The organism is Amycolatopsis sp. CA-126428, assembly GCF_002904335.1.
Lineage (GTDB): Bacteria > Actinomycetota > Actinomycetes > Mycobacteriales > Pseudonocardiaceae > Amycolatopsis.
Map to the genome: position 1 here is coordinate 101,500 of NZ_PPHF01000070.1, position 13,969 is coordinate 115,468.

Here is a 13,969-nt window from a genome sequence, read left to right on the forward strand (position 1 = left end):
GCGCCGCGGCGATCATCGTCGAGGCATGCGAACGATCACCCAGCACACGTTCGGCGGTCCCGAGGTCCTCACCATCGTGGACGCGCCGGAGCCCCGGCCCCTGCCGACCGAAGTCCTCGTCCGAGTCAAGGCGATCGGGCTGAATCCTCTGGAACCGCGCCTGCGCGCGGGCGAGTTCCCGCTGCTCGGCCCGCCGCCGTTCGTCCTCGGCTGGGACGTCAGCGGCGTGGTCGAGGAGGCGCAGACGTGGCGGTTCCGGCCCGGCGACGAGGTGTTCGGGATGCCGCTGTTCCCGAGGGTGGCCGGCGCGTACGCCGAGTTCGTGGCCGCACCGGCCCTGCACCTGGCCCGCAAACCCGCGTCGCTCTCCCACGTCGAGGCGGCGGCGTTGCCGATCGTCGGCCTGACGGCGTGGCAAGGTCTCGTCGATGTCGGCGGCGTGACCGAGGGCGACCGGGTGCTGATCCACGGCGGTGGCGGCGGCGTCGGCCACGTCGCGATCCAGCTCGCGAAGGCGCGCGGCGCGCACGTGATCACCACCGCCGGCGGGAGCAAACGGGCCTTCGTCGAGGGGCTCGGCGCCGACGAGGTCGTCGACTACGCGGAGGCGGACTTCACAGAGGTGATCGGCGACGTCGACCTGGTGCTCGACACCATCGGCGGCGACACCGCGTTGCGCTCGCTCGACGTGCTCCGCCCGGGAGGTCACCTCGTGACGGCGGTCGCCGAGGAGGACACGGAGCTCATCGCGAAGTTCGAGACGGCCGGCCGGCGCTTCAGCGGCCTGGCGCTCGACCCCGATCCGGTTGCGCTGCAAGGCCTCGTGGACCTGGTCGACGAGGGCAAGCTGCGGGTGCACGTGGCGGAGACGTTCCCGTTCGAGCGCATCGCCGACGCACACCGGCTGATCGAGAGCGGTCACCTTCAGGGCAAGGTGGTCCTGACGGTGTGATCCTTCAGCCGCGGCCCGCGGGGGCGCCCCCCGTTATCCACGCTACCAGCCGACACCGACAATTCCGGGCGCCGGAAAGCGCTCGGCCGCAGGGGCGCCCCCGGTTTCCCCATCACCGCCGGGCACCGGCAATTCCGGCGCAGCGAACCGACCGCCCAGGTACGCCAACCGACCCACCGGATACGCGAACCGACCGCCCAGGTACGCCAACCGACCCGCTGGGTACGCGAACCGGCCATCCGGGCACGCGAGCCCGGGAAAGGCTGGTCAGCCGCGGTCCTCGATGCGGGCCCGGACGGCCGCCGCGTAGGTGTCGACCGCGGTGGCCGCGGCCGTCAGCTCGCAGGGGCCGTCGATCAGGAGCCTCTTCGCCGGGGTGTACGCCTGCTCGATCTCCGGGTCGCCGACCAGCCCGTGCTCGCGGGCCAGCTCGAGGTCACCCGCCAGGCGGGTGCGCAGCTCCTCGCGGCGGGCGACCAGCCCGTCGAGGACCGCGCGCTGGCGGCGGCCGTCCTCCACCGCCGGGGCCACCGCGTGCTCGTGGCTGTCGATGTGGCGCTCGACCCACTCCGCGTCGCCGTCCACCTCGGCCGACCGCAGCTGCTTCAGCGCGCCCTTCAGCCGCTGCGCGCGTGCCGGAAGCATGGCGACGCCCGTGAAGCGGGTCGCCACGCGCAGCTGGTAGGCCTCGATCTCCGCCAGCTCCGCCACCGCCTGGGTGAGCACCTCCAGGCGGCCGGCGAGGTCGTCCGGCGCCGGGCGGGCCTGGCCGGTGCTCGCCCGGACCGCCGCGACCCCGGGCGAGGACTGCTCCCGGAAGCCGAGCAGCAGGCGGAGACCCAGCTCGGCCGCGCGGCCGGCCAGCGGGGCGAGCACCTCGCCGACGAGCCGGTCGGGCTCCGCCGAGTCGTCGATCCCGTCGACGACCAGGGTCCGGCCCGCGACGCCGGTGGTGAGCCGGTCGGCGATGCGGTGGCGGACGGCGTCCGCGGTGCGGCCGGTCGCGTCGACCGCGAGGTCCACGCTGCCGGGCGGCGGCGTCTCGCCGAGCGCCGGCGGCAGGCCGGGCACACCGAGGGAACGTTCCCGGTCGGCGAGCACGATCCCGAACCGCAACGCCGCGGCGACCGGCGAGCCGGCCTCGCCGGTGTCGACGACCCAGACCGTGCCCGGCTCGGCCTTGGCGAACCAGTCGGCGACGCGCTGCACGAAGGAGACGTCGACGGCCTCGCCGACCGGGCGCGAGAAGCTCGCGTCGACGGCCGGGCTGCCGGACGTCCAGATGCTCAGCTGGGGCAGGTGCCCGAGCATGGTCTCGACCGGCACCATCCAGGTGCCCGTGTCCTTGCCGACGACCATGCCGACGACGTGGCCGGTCGCCTCGTCGATCACCGCCGTGCCCCCGAAACCGGGGCCGAGCGGTTCGGCTTCGGCGGTGCGGAAGAGGCGGACCCACTCGCCGCCGGTCTGCTCCGGGCCGCCGAGCCGGGCGAGGGTCCAGCGGCCGACCGAGCCGGGCGGGAACCCGAACGCGCGGACGAGCTGGTGCTCGCCGAGGGGCATGCGGTGCAGCGGGGCGCGGAACACGCGGGATTCGGGGCGTTCCAGGCGCAGCAGGGCGAGATCGCCGTGACCGCCGCCGTCGGAGGGCACCCAGCAGCCTTCGACGACGGTCGCCGTGGCGGGCATGGCCTCGGCCAAGCCGACGAAGTCGACGCTCAACGCCGAGCGCGGGCCGCCGGCGGTCTCGACGACGTGCGCGCTCGTGAGCACGTGGTACTCGTCCAGTACCGTGCCCGCACCACACACCCGGCCGAGTTCGTCGTGCAACCGGACCCGCCAGCGTCGTCGTTCACGCTCGAACCCCATTCGGCGGACCCTACGCCGTGATCGCCACGCGTTGGCGCCGACCTCCCTACCCAGCGGTAATGGCTCACCCGAACGGAGTCCTCCGTTCGGCACAACGCGCGTTCAGAAGCGGCCGAACACCCGGCTGCCGGGCGCGGCCGGGTCGTCGCCGGCCCAGAACTCGAACCAGTGCCCGGTGAACTCCTCGCGGGAGAGGCGGCCGTCGCCGTCGGAGTCGAGGAGGGCGAAGACGTCGTCGGACGGCGTGCCGACGCCGTTCCAGGCCGCGATGAGGCGCTCGTACTCGGCGGCGGAGATGACGCCGTCGCCGTTTTCGTCGACGGCCTCGAACATCGCCTCGGCCGTCCCGGTGACGGCGCCCGGCATGGCCGGGAGTTCGTCGACGACCTGGAGCACCTGGTCGAGGCTGACCCGGCCGCCGCCGCCCGCGGCGTCGTCGAGGGTCGCCCACCAGCCCATCATGACGGCGGCGAGCTTCTGCCCGGCCGGCGTGCTCGCGTCGGTGCCGCGCAGGTCGAGCCACCTCGCGGTGAGCGCCCGGAAGTCGGCTTCGGTCAGGAAGCCGTCGCCGTCGGTGTCCATGGCGCCGAAGACGCCGGAGATCTTGCGCCGCTGGAAGTCACTGGCCATGGCGCCCAGCATCGCCGCGGCGCGGCACGCCCGACGACGGCCGCCCGAGTACTTCGGCGCCACGACCCAGTGATCCGGGCCGTGACACCGCGTAACCGGACTCAGTGCGCGGCTTCGTTCCAGGACCGGCCGTAGCCGACCGAAACCTCGAGCGGCACGGCCAGGGCGTACGCCGAGCCCATGCCCTCTCGCACCAGCTTCTCCAGCTGCTCCTTCTCGCCGTCGGCGACTTCCAGGACCAGTTCGTCGTGGACCTGCAGCAGGATCCGGCTCTTCAGCTTCGCCTCGACCAGCGCGCGGTGGACGTTGAGCATCGCGACCTTGATGATGTCGGCCGCGCTGCCCTGGATCGGGGCGTTCAGCGCCATCCGCTCGGCCATCTCGCGGCGCTGGCGGTTGTCGCTGTTGAGGTCCGGCAGGTAGCGGCGGCGGCCGAAGACCGTCTCGGTGTACCCGTTCTTCGCCGCGACGCCGACGACCGAGTGGAGGTAGTCGCTGATCCCGCCGAAGCGGGTGAAGTACGCCTCCATCTGCTCCTTGGCTTCTTCGGTGGAGATCCGCAGCTGCTGCGAGAGCCCGTACGCGGACAGCCCGTACGCGAGCCCGTACGACATCGCCTTGACGCGGTAGCGCAGCTCCGGCGTGATCTCCTCCGGCGGCATCGAGAACGCCCGCGACGCGACGAACGTGTGCAGGTCCTCGCCGCTGTTGAACGCCTCGATGAGGCCCTCGTCCTGCGACAGGTGCGCCATGATCCGCATCTCGATCTGGCTGTAGTCCGCGGTCATCAGCTCGCTGTAGCCCTCGCCGACGACGAAGGCGTCGCGGATGCGGCGGCCTTCTTCGGTGCGGACCGGGATGTTCTGCAGGTTCGGCTCGGTCGAGGACAGCCGCCCGGTGGCCGCGATCGTCTGCAGCAGCGTGGTGTGGATGCGCCCGTCGTCGGCGACCGACTTGATCAGGCCCTCGACGGTCGTGCGCAGCTTCGTCGCGTCCCGGTGCTCCAGCATGTGCTGCAGGAACGGGTGCTCGGTCTTCTCGAACAGGCCCTGCAGCGCCTCGGCGTCGGTGGTGTAGCCGGTCTTGGTGCGCTTGGTCTTCGGCATGCCGAGCTCGTCGAACAGCACGACCTGCAGCTGCTTCGGCGAGCCGAGGTTGATCTGCTTGCCGATCACCGCGTACGCCTCTTCGGCGGCCTGGGTGACGCGCGAAAGGTAGTGCGCTTCGAGGGTGGTCAGCTGCTCGAGGTCGACGGCGACGCCGGCGATCTCCAGCTCGGTGATCACCTCCAGCAGCGGCAGCTCCAGCTCGGTGAGCAGCTTCGCGCCGCCGATCTGCTCGAGCTCCTTGTCGAGCGCGCCGGCCAGCTCGAAGATCGCGCGGGCCTTGACCAGCTCGTCCTGGATCTCCTTCTGCTCCAGGCCTTCCACGCCGCCGTCGAGCAGCGACAGCTGCCCGTCGCCGCCGTCGGTCTCCGAGCGCAGCTCGCGGTGCAGGTAGCGCAGCGCGAGGTCGTCCAGCTCGAAGGTGCGCTGCCCGGGCCGCACGAGGTAGGCGGCCAGCGCGGTGTCCATGGCGAGCCCGGCGACGGTCCAGCCGCGGACGCGGATCGCGTGCAGCGGAACCTTGAGGTCGTGGCCGATCTTGCGGATGGCCGGGTCGGCCAGCCAGGCGGCGAACGCCGCGTCGTCGGCCTGGTCCATCGCCGTGACGTCGACGTACGCGCCTTCGCCGTCGGCCGTCGCGAAGGCGATCGCACGCAGGTCGGACCGGACCGACGTGCCCACCGCGCGGAAGGACAGGGCCACCGGCTCGCCGGCGCCCGCGTGCGCGGTCAGCCACGCGCCCAGCGCACCGGGCTCGAGCGCGGCACCCGAGACCTCGAAGCCTTCGTCGGCCTCCGGTTCGGCACTTTGCAGCGTCGCGAACAGCCTGTCGCGCAGGACGCGGAACTCCAGCTCGTCGAACAGCGCGTGCACCGCCTCGCGATCCCACGGGCGCAGTTCCAGCCCGGACGGCGCGACCTCCAGCTCGACGTCGCGGATCAGCTCGGTCAGCTGGCGGTTGAGCTGGACCGCGGACAGGTTCGCCCGCAGCGCGTCCCCGACCTTGCCCTTGACCTCGTCGACCCGGTCGATCAGGTCGTCGAGCGAGCCGAACTGCTTGATCCACTTGGCCGCGGTCTTCTCGCCGACGCCCGGGATGCTCGGCAGGTTGTCGGAGGGGTCGCCGCGCAGCGCGGCGAAGTCCGGGTACTGCCGCGGAGTGAGCCCGTACTTCTCCTCGACCGCACCCGGGGTGAACCGGGTCATCTCCGAGACGCCGCGCTTCGGGTACAGCACGGTGACCTGCTCGTTGACCAGCTGCAGCGCGTCGCGGTCGCCGGTACAGATGAGGACGTCGAAGCCGTCGGCCACCGCCTGCGTCGTGAGCGTGGCGATGATGTCGTCGGCTTCGAAGTTCTCCTTCACCAGCGACGGGATGCCGAGCACGTCGAGGACCTCCTTGACCAGGTCCACCTGGCCGCGGAACTCGTCCGGCGTCGCGCTGCGGTTCGCCTTGTAGTCGGCGTAGGTCTCCGAGCGGAACGTCTTGCGCGAGAGGTCGAACGCCACCGCGAGGTGGGTCGGCGCTTCGTCGCGCAGGAGGTTGATGAGCATCGAGGTGAAGCCGAACACCGCGTTCGTGACCTGACCGGTCTTCGTCTTGAAGTTCTCCGCGGGCAGGGCGAAGAACGCGCGGTAGGCCATGGAATGACCGTCGATCAGCAGCAGCTTCGGCCGCTCGGCGGTGGTGGTGGTTCCTGTGGCGTTGGCAACGGTCGTCTTCTCACTCGGGCTCACGCGGCCGAGTCTAGGCTGAGGGTCCGACACTCTTACGTGTCGCATAGGAAGAGGAGCACTGCGTGACCGAACGCGCCGCCGAGTTCACCACTGCCGCGGTCGGAGAGTATGCGGGCATCGATCCGGCCGCCGCGGACCAGCAGCTGAACGACAAGGTCGGCATGAAGCTCCTGGAGGCCACCGCCGAACGCGTGGTCGGCACGATCCCGGTCGAGGGCAACCTCCAGCCGTACGGGCTGCTGCACGGCGGCGCCAACGCCGTGCTCGCCGAGGCGCTGGGTTCGACGGTCGCCGCGCTGAACGCGGGACCGGACCGCGCGGCGATGGGGCTGGAGCTGTCCTGCACGCACCACCGGGCCGTCCGGTCGGGCACCGTCACCGGCGTGGCGACGCCCCTGCACGTCGGCCGCGGCACGATCACCGCGGAGATCGTGCTGACCGACGACGAAGGCCGCCGCACCTGCACCGCGCGGCTCACCTGCGTGGTCCGGGACCGCCCGCCGGGCGCCTGAACCCCGTGGACCTCGACGTCGCCCAGGTCCGGGCGTTCGTGGTGACGGCGGAGCAGCGGCACTTCGGGCGGGCCGCCCAGGCGTTGTTCCTCACCCAGCAGGCGTTGTCGAAGCGGATCCGGAAGCTCGAAGACGCGCTCGGCACGCCGGTGTTCCTGCGCACGCCCCGCTCGGTCGAGCTGACCGCCGACGGCGAACGGTTCCTCCCGCACGCGCGCGAGCTGGTGCGGGTGGCCGACGCCGCCGTGGCCGCGATGGGCGCCGAGGACCGGCCGTTGCGCCTCGACCTCGTCGACCACCGGCTCTCCCCCATGTTCCTGCTCCGCCGGCTGGCCGCGCACGAACCGGGGCTGCGCATCGACCGGGTCGCCGGCCGCGGGTTCGCGAACGCGATCGACCCGCTGCTGTCCGGGGAACTCGACGCCGCCTTCGGCCGCGTGTCCGGCTGCGGGCGGGCGCTGCCGGACGAGCTGGAGCACCGGCCGGTCCGGCTCGAGCCGCTGGTCGGGCTGCTCGCGCCGGAGCACCCGCTGGCCGTGCTGGACGTGCTGCGCCTCGACGAGCTGCGCGCCGACGGGATCTGGCTGCCCGGGCTCGGCGGCCCGGCCGAGTGGCTGTCCTACCTGCGGGAGCTGTGCGACGAGTTCGCCGTGCCGATCGACGACTCCGGCGTCAGCTACGACCTGCGGCACACGCTCGAGCAGACGCGGTACGGCAAGCGGCGCGTCACCCTGGCCGGGGCCGACATGGAACTGGCGCCGGACCTCGATCTCAAGGTGCTGCCGTTCGAGCCGTCCCCGCTGTTCCCGTGGTCGCTGGTCTGGCGGCGCGGCAAGGCGCACCCGGCGCTGCGGCGGCTGCTGGCCGTCGCCGGGCGCACCAGCCGCGAAGAGGACTGGTGCGCCTACGACCCCGGGCACGCCTGGCTGCCCGCCGGCGACGTCAGCCTCGCAGCCGCCGCGCGAACCACTCGCTGAACGCCGCGTCGACGCCGGCCGCGGCCGGCGTCCCCGGCGGGAACTCGTGCGCCATCCCGTCGACCGTCACCAGCTCGGTGCCCAGCTTCGCGTGCAGCGCCGCCGCCGGTTCGCGCACCGCGATGTCGTCGTCCGCGCCGGTGACCAGCAGCAGCGGCGCGGTCAGCTCGGCCGCCCGGTCGACGTAGTCGTAGCGGGCCGTGACCGCACGGGACCGCTCGGTCCACGGGTAGGTCACCCCGAAGCGCCGCTCGTTCGCGGTGATCATCGGGGCGAGCTGGACGACCGGGCTCGCCACCGCCGCGGCGGCGATCCCGACGTCGCCGCGGGCCAGCACCTCCAGCGCCACGATCGCTCCCGCCGAGCCGCCGAACACCCCGAGCGGCCCGGTCGCGCCCGGCAGCCGGTCGCGCAGGTCGGCCAGCGCGGCGGGGAACTCGCCCGCCGCCTGCTCGGTCACCGGCTCGAAGACGTTCAGGACGGCGTCCTCGCTGGCCCGCCGGAAGACCTCCTCGGGGCCGCCCTCGGGCAGCCGTGCCCCGGAGAGCGGGAGGCCGAAGTACACCCGCCACGCCCGGAGGCCCGCCATCGGGACGGCGTCCGCCATCGCCCGTTCACTGGCCGGCACGTCCATCAGGTGCCAGCCCGCCACCAGGGCTACCGGGCCGTCCGGGTCCGCCGGCGGTACCGCCACGAACGGCACCCCCGCGGCCACGCCCTCGACCATCTCGCCCACCTCGACCATCTCGTCTCTCCTTGTCCACGGCCGCTTGTCTTCGGCTGCTTCCAGCGAACCGCCGGGGAGAGGTGCGGGTCCAACAGCCGTTCCGGCGGCCACGACAACCGATGGTTGTGGTGGCCGGGTCAGGCCCGGGTGCCCGTTCGGGCAGACCTGCACGAAGGGGGTGGTCCGTTCGACCCACCGAACCGGACGTAAGGTGCATCCCTACGGCGGTGCCCGGACCCCAGCGACCCCGTCAGGGTGAACAGCGGCCCACCGGGAAACCGGCCACGGTCCGGCCGCCGAAATGGGCGATGACATACCGATGAAACATGGCTGTCACCCATTCGCAGAACGACTGCCGATACTTAGCAGCGCTGCGTGACCAGCAGCGGGCCACGAGGAAACATCGTTCGGCTTTTCGTGCAATTCGTGTCGGTTGCGATCGTCACGATGTGGACACAGAGTAGTGAGGCCGCCTGTGCACAAGACGGGCGAGAGGGATATCTTCCTGCCCTAACCTAGCCCCTGTGTCGGGGGCAACGCCTACCGGCGGCTGGTTGGTCATGGGAGGTAGTCGGTGTCAGGAGTGCGTTTTGGACGGGTTCTCGCCCTCGCAGCGGCGACGTCGCTCGCGCTGGCGGGCTGCGCCGGTGGCGGCTCGTCGAGCAGTGGTGACGGCAGCACGCTGAAGATCGGGTTCATGGGCGACCTGACCGGGGAGAACTCCGGGATCGTGATCCCGCCCCGCAATGGCGCCCAGCTCGCGATCGACGAGTACAACGCCACGAATCCGAAGACCAAGATCGAGCTGAAGCCCTACGACAGCCAGGGCAAGCCCGACCAGGCGACCTCGCTGATCACCACGGCGATCGGCTCGGACAAGATCACCGCGCTGATCGGCCCGGCGTTCTCCGGCGAGTCGAAGGCCATCGGCGGCCAGCTCGAGCAGAACAAGATCCCGAGCGTCTCGCCCTCGGCGACCAACCCGGGCCTGGCGAAGAACAACTGGTCGTACTGGCACCGCGTCGTGGCCAACGACGACGACCAGGGCCCCGCCATCGCGAACTTCCTGATCACGGCGAAGTCGCCGAAGACGGCGTTCGTCATCTCGGACGACCAGGAGTACAGCGTCGGCCTCGCGGACGCGTTCGAGAAGACCTTCAAGGACAAGGGCGTCACGGTTCAGCGCGACAAGTTCCCGAAGGACGCGCCGGACTACTCCTCGACCGTGCAGAAGGTCAAGGCGGCCAACCCGGACATCATCACCTTCGGTGGCTACTACGCGCAGGGCGGCCCGCTGCTCAAGCAGCTGCGTGACGGCGGCGTGAAGGCCATCTTCGCCACCGGTGACGGTTCGCTCGACCCGCAGCTGGTCTCGGGCGCGGGTGCCGCGGCCGCCGAAGGCGCGGTCATCGGCTGCCCGTGCAACATCCCGGATGCGGGTGCCGCGAACGAGTTCGCCACCAAGTACAAGGCGAAGTTCAACGTCGCCCCGGCGATCTACGCGACCGAGGGCTACGACGCCGCGACCGCCCTCATCAACGCGGTCAAGGCGGGCAACACCACCGGCGAGACGATCAACACGTTCCTGAAGACCGTGGACTTCAAGGGCGCCTCGAAGCAGATCAAGTTCAAGGCGAACGGTGAGCCCGAGACCGCCGCGATCAACGTGTACCAGGTCGTCGGCGGCGTCATCAAGAACCTCGGCGCGTCGACCGAAGCCAAGATCACCGGCTGACGAAACAGGAATAGCACTTGACGACGGGAGCGGGGGCGCTGTGGTGACCACAGCACCCCCGCTCCCGGCCCGTATCCCTGTCCTCGCCCTGTCTCGTAAGGCGCTCACGTCATGTTGCAGACACTGCAAGACCAGTTCCTCGGCAGCACCATCGGCGGACTGGTTCTCGGCTCCATCTACGCCCTCGTCGCCCTCGGCTACACAATGGTCTACGGCGTCCTGCGGCTGATCAACTTCGCCCACTCCGAAATCTTCATGATCGGGACGATGACGTCCCTGTTCATCCTGGCCAGCATCGCCACCTCCGGCAACATCGTGGTGGGCCTGGGCGCGATGATCCTGCTTCTGCTCGCGCTCATGCTCGCCTCCGCGGTCGTGTCCGGCGGTTCCGCGGTCGTGCTGGAGCAGGTCGCCTACCGGCCGCTGCGCAAGCGCGGTTCGTCGAAGCTCGCGGCCCTGATCTCCGCGATCGGCGCGTCGATCTTCCTGCAGGAGCTCTTCGCGCTGGTCATCATCCCCAACGTCTTCGACAAGTCGGGACGCGTCCCGCAGAACGCGCCGCGGTTCGTCGACCGCGACACGCTGTTCCCGGTCGGCAACGCCGTCGTCCGCACCGACCAGGTCCTGGTCATCATCGGCGCGGTGATCGTCATGGTGGTGCTGGACCAGCTGGTGCGGCGCACCCGCATCGGCCGCGGCATCCGGGCGACCGCCCAGGACCCCGAGGCCGCCGTGCTGATGGGTGTCTCGATCGACCGCATCGTGCGCATCACCTTCCTGCTGGGCGGCGCGATGGCCGGTGTGGCCTCCGCGCTCTACCTGATGGAACTCGAAAACACCGGTTACCGCGTCGGTTTCGTGCTCGGTATCAAGGCGTTCACCGCGGCCGTGCTCGGCGGTATCGGCAACCTGCGCGGCGCGCTTCTCGGCGGCATCGTGCTCGGCCTGGTCGAAAACTGGAGCGCGATCTTCCTCGGTTCCGAGTGGAAGGACGTCACCGCGTTCGTGGTCCTCGTGCTCGTGCTCATGTTCCGCCCCACCGGCATTCTCGGTGAATCCCTCCAGCGAGCTCGCGCATGAAAGGCGACGGTGTGACTACCCAGGAAAACACTCGCCGCTCGTTCCAGCCGGTGAACGGCGCGCGGGACTGGTGGCAGCACGCGCCGATGTGGCAGCGCTACCTCCTCTACATCGCGCTGATCGTGTTCGCGCTGATCCTCCCGGCTCCCTGGATCGGCTCGTTCATGTCGCCCGCCTCGGACTGGACGAGCGTCCTGATCTTCCCGATCGGCACCTACATCCTGCTGGCGATCGGCCTGAACATCGTGGTCGGCCTGGCCGGCATGCTGGACCTCGGGTTCGTGGCGTTCTTCGCGATCGGTGCCTACACGGTGGCGATCTTCGGCACGAAGTTCGGCTGGAACGTCTGGCCCACGATCCTGGTCGGAATCGTGCTCGCGGCGGTGTCGGGCGTCATCCTCGGCGCCCCGACCCTGCGGCTGCGCGGTGACTACCTCGCCATCGTGACGCTCGGGTTCGGGGAGATCGTCCGGATCACCGCGAACAACACCAACTCCATCGGCGGTGCCCGCGGCATCACCAACATCCCGCACCCGTCGCCGGTGTTCGGCATGGAGTTCCTGCTCGACCCGGCGCCGTACTACTACCTGATCCTGGTCGCGATCGTGCTGGTCATCGTGTTCTCGGTGCGGCTGCAGAAGAGCCGGGTCGGGCGCGCGTGGGCCGCGATCCGCGAGGACGAGGACGCCGCCGAACTGATGGGCGTGCCGACGTTCAAGTTCAAGCTGCTCGCGTTCGCGATCGGCGCGATGATCGGTGGCTTCGCGGGCGGCATCTACGCCAGCAAGGCCGTGTTCATCGCCCCGGACAACTTCCCGTTCATCCTGTCCGCGACGATCCTCGCCGCGGTCGTGCTGGGCGGGGCGGGCAACCTGCCGGGTGTCATCCTCGGCGCCTTCCTGGTGGCCTGGATCCCCGAGCGCCTCCGGTCCGTCGAGTGGCTGAGGCACCTCCTCGGCGACAAGGACCCCGCGGAGTACCGCATCCTGCTGTTCGGCGCGGTCCTGGTGCTGATGATGGCGCTGCGACCCGAAGGCATCCTGCCCTCACGACAACGAAAAGCCGAGCTACGGGAAGGCACCGGCGGCATGGGCTCGCTCGGTGGCGAAGTGGCCGGACCGGGCACCGAAGCCCCGGCGGAGGTGGCCAAGTGACTCCCTTGCTCGAGTTCGACAACATCACGATGCGCTTCGGCGGTGTCACCGCCCTGCGCGAAGTGAACGTCTCCATCAACGAAGGCGAGATCTTCGCGCTGATCGGCCCGAACGGCGCCGGCAAGACCACGGTGTTCAACGTGGTCACCGGCGTCTACCAGCCGACCGAGGGCCAGGTGCGCTTCGACGGCGACCGCATCGACGGGATGAAGCGCTTCCAGGTCACCAAGCGCGGCATCGCCCGGACGTTCCAGAACATCCGGTTGTTCCACAACATGTCGGCGATCGAGAACGTCATGGTGGGCGCGGACGCGCACCACAAGACCGGCGCGATCGGCGCGGTGCTCGGTCTGCCGTGGCACCGCAAGGAGGAGAAGCGCGGCCGCGAGCGGGCGCGTGAGCTGCTCGACTTCGTCGGCATCGGCAAGGTGGAGCACGAGACCGCGAAGAACCTCTCCTACGGCGACCAGCGCCGGCTGGAGATCGCGCGGGCGCTGGCCACCGACCCGAAGCTCCTGCTGCTCGACGAGCCGGCCGCGGGCATGAACCCGGCGGAGAAGAACGCCCTGCAGGCGCTGATCCGCAAGATCCGGGACGACGGCCGGACCGTGCTGCTCATCGAACACGACATGGGCCTGGTCATGCACATCAGCGACCGGCTGGCCGTGCTCGACTTCGGCCAGAAGATCGCGGAAGGGCTCCCTCAGGAAGTGCAGACCAACCAGAAGGTCATCGAGGCGTACCTGGGGGTGTCCGAAGATGCTTCTTGAGGTCCAGGACATCAACGTCCACTACGGCAAGATCGCCGCCCTCAAGGGCATGAGCATCGAGGTCGGCGAGGGCGAGATCGTGTCCCTGATCGGCGCCAACGGCGCCGGCAAGACCACGACGCTCAAGACGATCTCCGGGCTCCGGCCGCTGACCAGCGGCAAGATCCTGTTCAACGGCCAGGACATCTCGAAGACCCCGGGGCACAAGCGCGTGCTGCTCGGGATCGGCCAGTCGCCGGAGGGCCGGGGCGTGTTCCCCGGCATGACGGTGCAGGAGAACCTCCTGATGGGTGCCTACACCCGCAAGGACGACCTCCAGGCCGACCTCGACGAGGTCTACGAGCTGTTCCCCCGGCTCAACGAGCGCCGGACGCAGTTCGGCGGCACGATGTCGGGCGGCGAGCAGCAGATGATCGCCATCGGCCGGGCGCTGATGACGAAACCGAAGGTGCTGCTGCTCGACGAGCCGTCGATGGGCCTGGCGCCGATGCTGATCGCGCAGATCTTCGACATCATCCGCGAGATCAACAAGCGCGGCACGACGGTGCTGCTGGTGGAGCAGAACGCCCAGCAGGCGCTGAAGCTGTCGGACCGCGCGTACGTGCTCGAGACGGGCCGCGTGGTCAAGAGCGCCCGCGGGGCCGACCTGCTGGACGACCCGCAGGTCCGAGCCGCCTACCTCGGTGGCGACCTGGGCGTCTGAGTTCGCTTTTCGGGGGC

General features: G+C 70.4%; 12 protein-coding genes. 8 read left to right on the top strand and 4 right to left on the bottom strand.

Going from position 1 to position 13,969, the window contains the following annotated elements; all coding sequences use genetic code 11:
* Positions 1 to 25: 25 nt before the first annotated feature.
* Positions 26 to 952 carry an NADP-dependent oxidoreductase gene (locus tag C2L58_RS17945; protein WP_103338733.1) on the top strand — a complete coding sequence of 309 codons (927 nt, stop codon included), beginning with the start codon at positions 26 to 28 and terminating at the stop codon, positions 950 to 952.
* A gap of 267 nt (positions 953 to 1,219) precedes the next feature.
* Here the strand turns inward: C2L58_RS17945 and C2L58_RS17950 are convergent, their stop codons facing one another.
* From C2L58_RS17950 to polA, 3 genes are all read right to left on the bottom strand, one after another.
* Positions 1,220 to 2,821, bottom strand: coding sequence for a S1 family peptidase (locus tag C2L58_RS17950; RefSeq protein WP_103338734.1), 1,602 nt, complete (start codon positions 2,819 to 2,821; stop codon positions 1,220 to 1,222).
* A 102-nt stretch (positions 2,822 to 2,923) separates the two neighbouring features.
* Positions 2,924 to 3,451, bottom strand: coding sequence for an EF-hand domain-containing protein (locus tag C2L58_RS17955; protein WP_369904209.1), 528 nt, complete (start codon positions 3,449 to 3,451; stop codon positions 2,924 to 2,926).
* Between the two features lie 101 nt (positions 3,452 to 3,552).
* Positions 3,553 to 6,294, bottom strand: a complete 2,742-nt coding sequence (gene polA / locus C2L58_RS17960; protein WP_103338736.1) for a DNA polymerase I — start codon at positions 6,292 to 6,294, stop codon at positions 3,553 to 3,555.
* A 62-nt stretch (positions 6,295 to 6,356) separates the two neighbouring features.
* Between polA and C2L58_RS17965 the strand changes: the two genes are divergently transcribed.
* Both C2L58_RS17965 and C2L58_RS17970 read left to right on the top strand, forming a co-directional pair.
* Complete coding sequence (locus tag C2L58_RS17965) at positions 6,357 to 6,806, top strand: PaaI family thioesterase (protein WP_103338737.1); 450 nt, start codon at positions 6,357 to 6,359, stop codon at positions 6,804 to 6,806.
* Positions 6,807 to 6,811: 5 nt separating this feature from the next.
* Positions 6,812 to 7,783: a LysR family transcriptional regulator gene (locus tag C2L58_RS17970; RefSeq protein ID WP_103338738.1), complete on the top strand. Its 972-nt coding sequence runs from the start codon at positions 6,812 to 6,814 to the stop codon at positions 7,781 to 7,783.
* On the opposite strand, the gene C2L58_RS17975 is transcribed toward C2L58_RS17970, so the two are convergent.
* A complete protein-coding gene (locus tag C2L58_RS17975; protein ID WP_103338787.1) occupies positions 7,749 to 8,519 on the bottom strand; it encodes an alpha/beta hydrolase family protein in 771 nt (256 codons plus the stop codon). The two genes, C2L58_RS17970 and C2L58_RS17975, sit on opposite strands and share 35 nt — an antisense overlap.
* A 574-nt stretch (positions 8,520 to 9,093) precedes the next feature.
* On the opposite strand from C2L58_RS17975, the gene C2L58_RS17980 reads away from it, so the two are divergent.
* The 5 genes from C2L58_RS17980 to C2L58_RS18000 all read left to right on the top strand — a co-directional run bounded on the left by C2L58_RS17980 (position 9,094) and on the right by C2L58_RS18000 (position 13,952).
* Positions 9,094 to 10,245, top strand: a complete 1,152-nt coding sequence (locus tag C2L58_RS17980) for a branched-chain amino acid ABC transporter substrate-binding protein (RefSeq protein WP_103338739.1) — start codon at positions 9,094 to 9,096, stop codon at positions 10,243 to 10,245.
* Between the two features lie 111 nt (positions 10,246 to 10,356).
* A complete protein-coding gene (locus C2L58_RS17985) occupies positions 10,357 to 11,325 on the top strand; it encodes a branched-chain amino acid ABC transporter permease (protein WP_103338740.1) in 969 nt (322 codons plus the stop codon).
* On the top strand, positions 11,322 to 12,479 hold the full coding sequence (locus C2L58_RS17990) for a branched-chain amino acid ABC transporter permease (protein WP_103338741.1): 1,158 nt from the start codon (positions 11,322 to 11,324) through the stop codon (positions 12,477 to 12,479). Before C2L58_RS17985 ends, C2L58_RS17990 begins: the two co-directional genes overlap by 4 nt.
* Positions 12,476 to 13,249: an ABC transporter ATP-binding protein gene (locus C2L58_RS17995; protein ID WP_013227934.1), complete on the top strand. Its 774-nt coding sequence runs from the start codon at positions 12,476 to 12,478 to the stop codon at positions 13,247 to 13,249. Before C2L58_RS17990 ends, C2L58_RS17995 begins: the two co-directional genes overlap by 4 nt.
* Positions 13,239 to 13,952 carry an ABC transporter ATP-binding protein gene (locus C2L58_RS18000; protein ID WP_013227935.1) on the top strand — a complete coding sequence of 238 codons (714 nt, stop codon included), beginning with the start codon at positions 13,239 to 13,241 and terminating at the stop codon, positions 13,950 to 13,952. The genes C2L58_RS17995 and C2L58_RS18000 overlap by 11 nt, the downstream gene beginning before the upstream one ends.
* Positions 13,953 to 13,969: the final 17 nt, after the last annotated feature.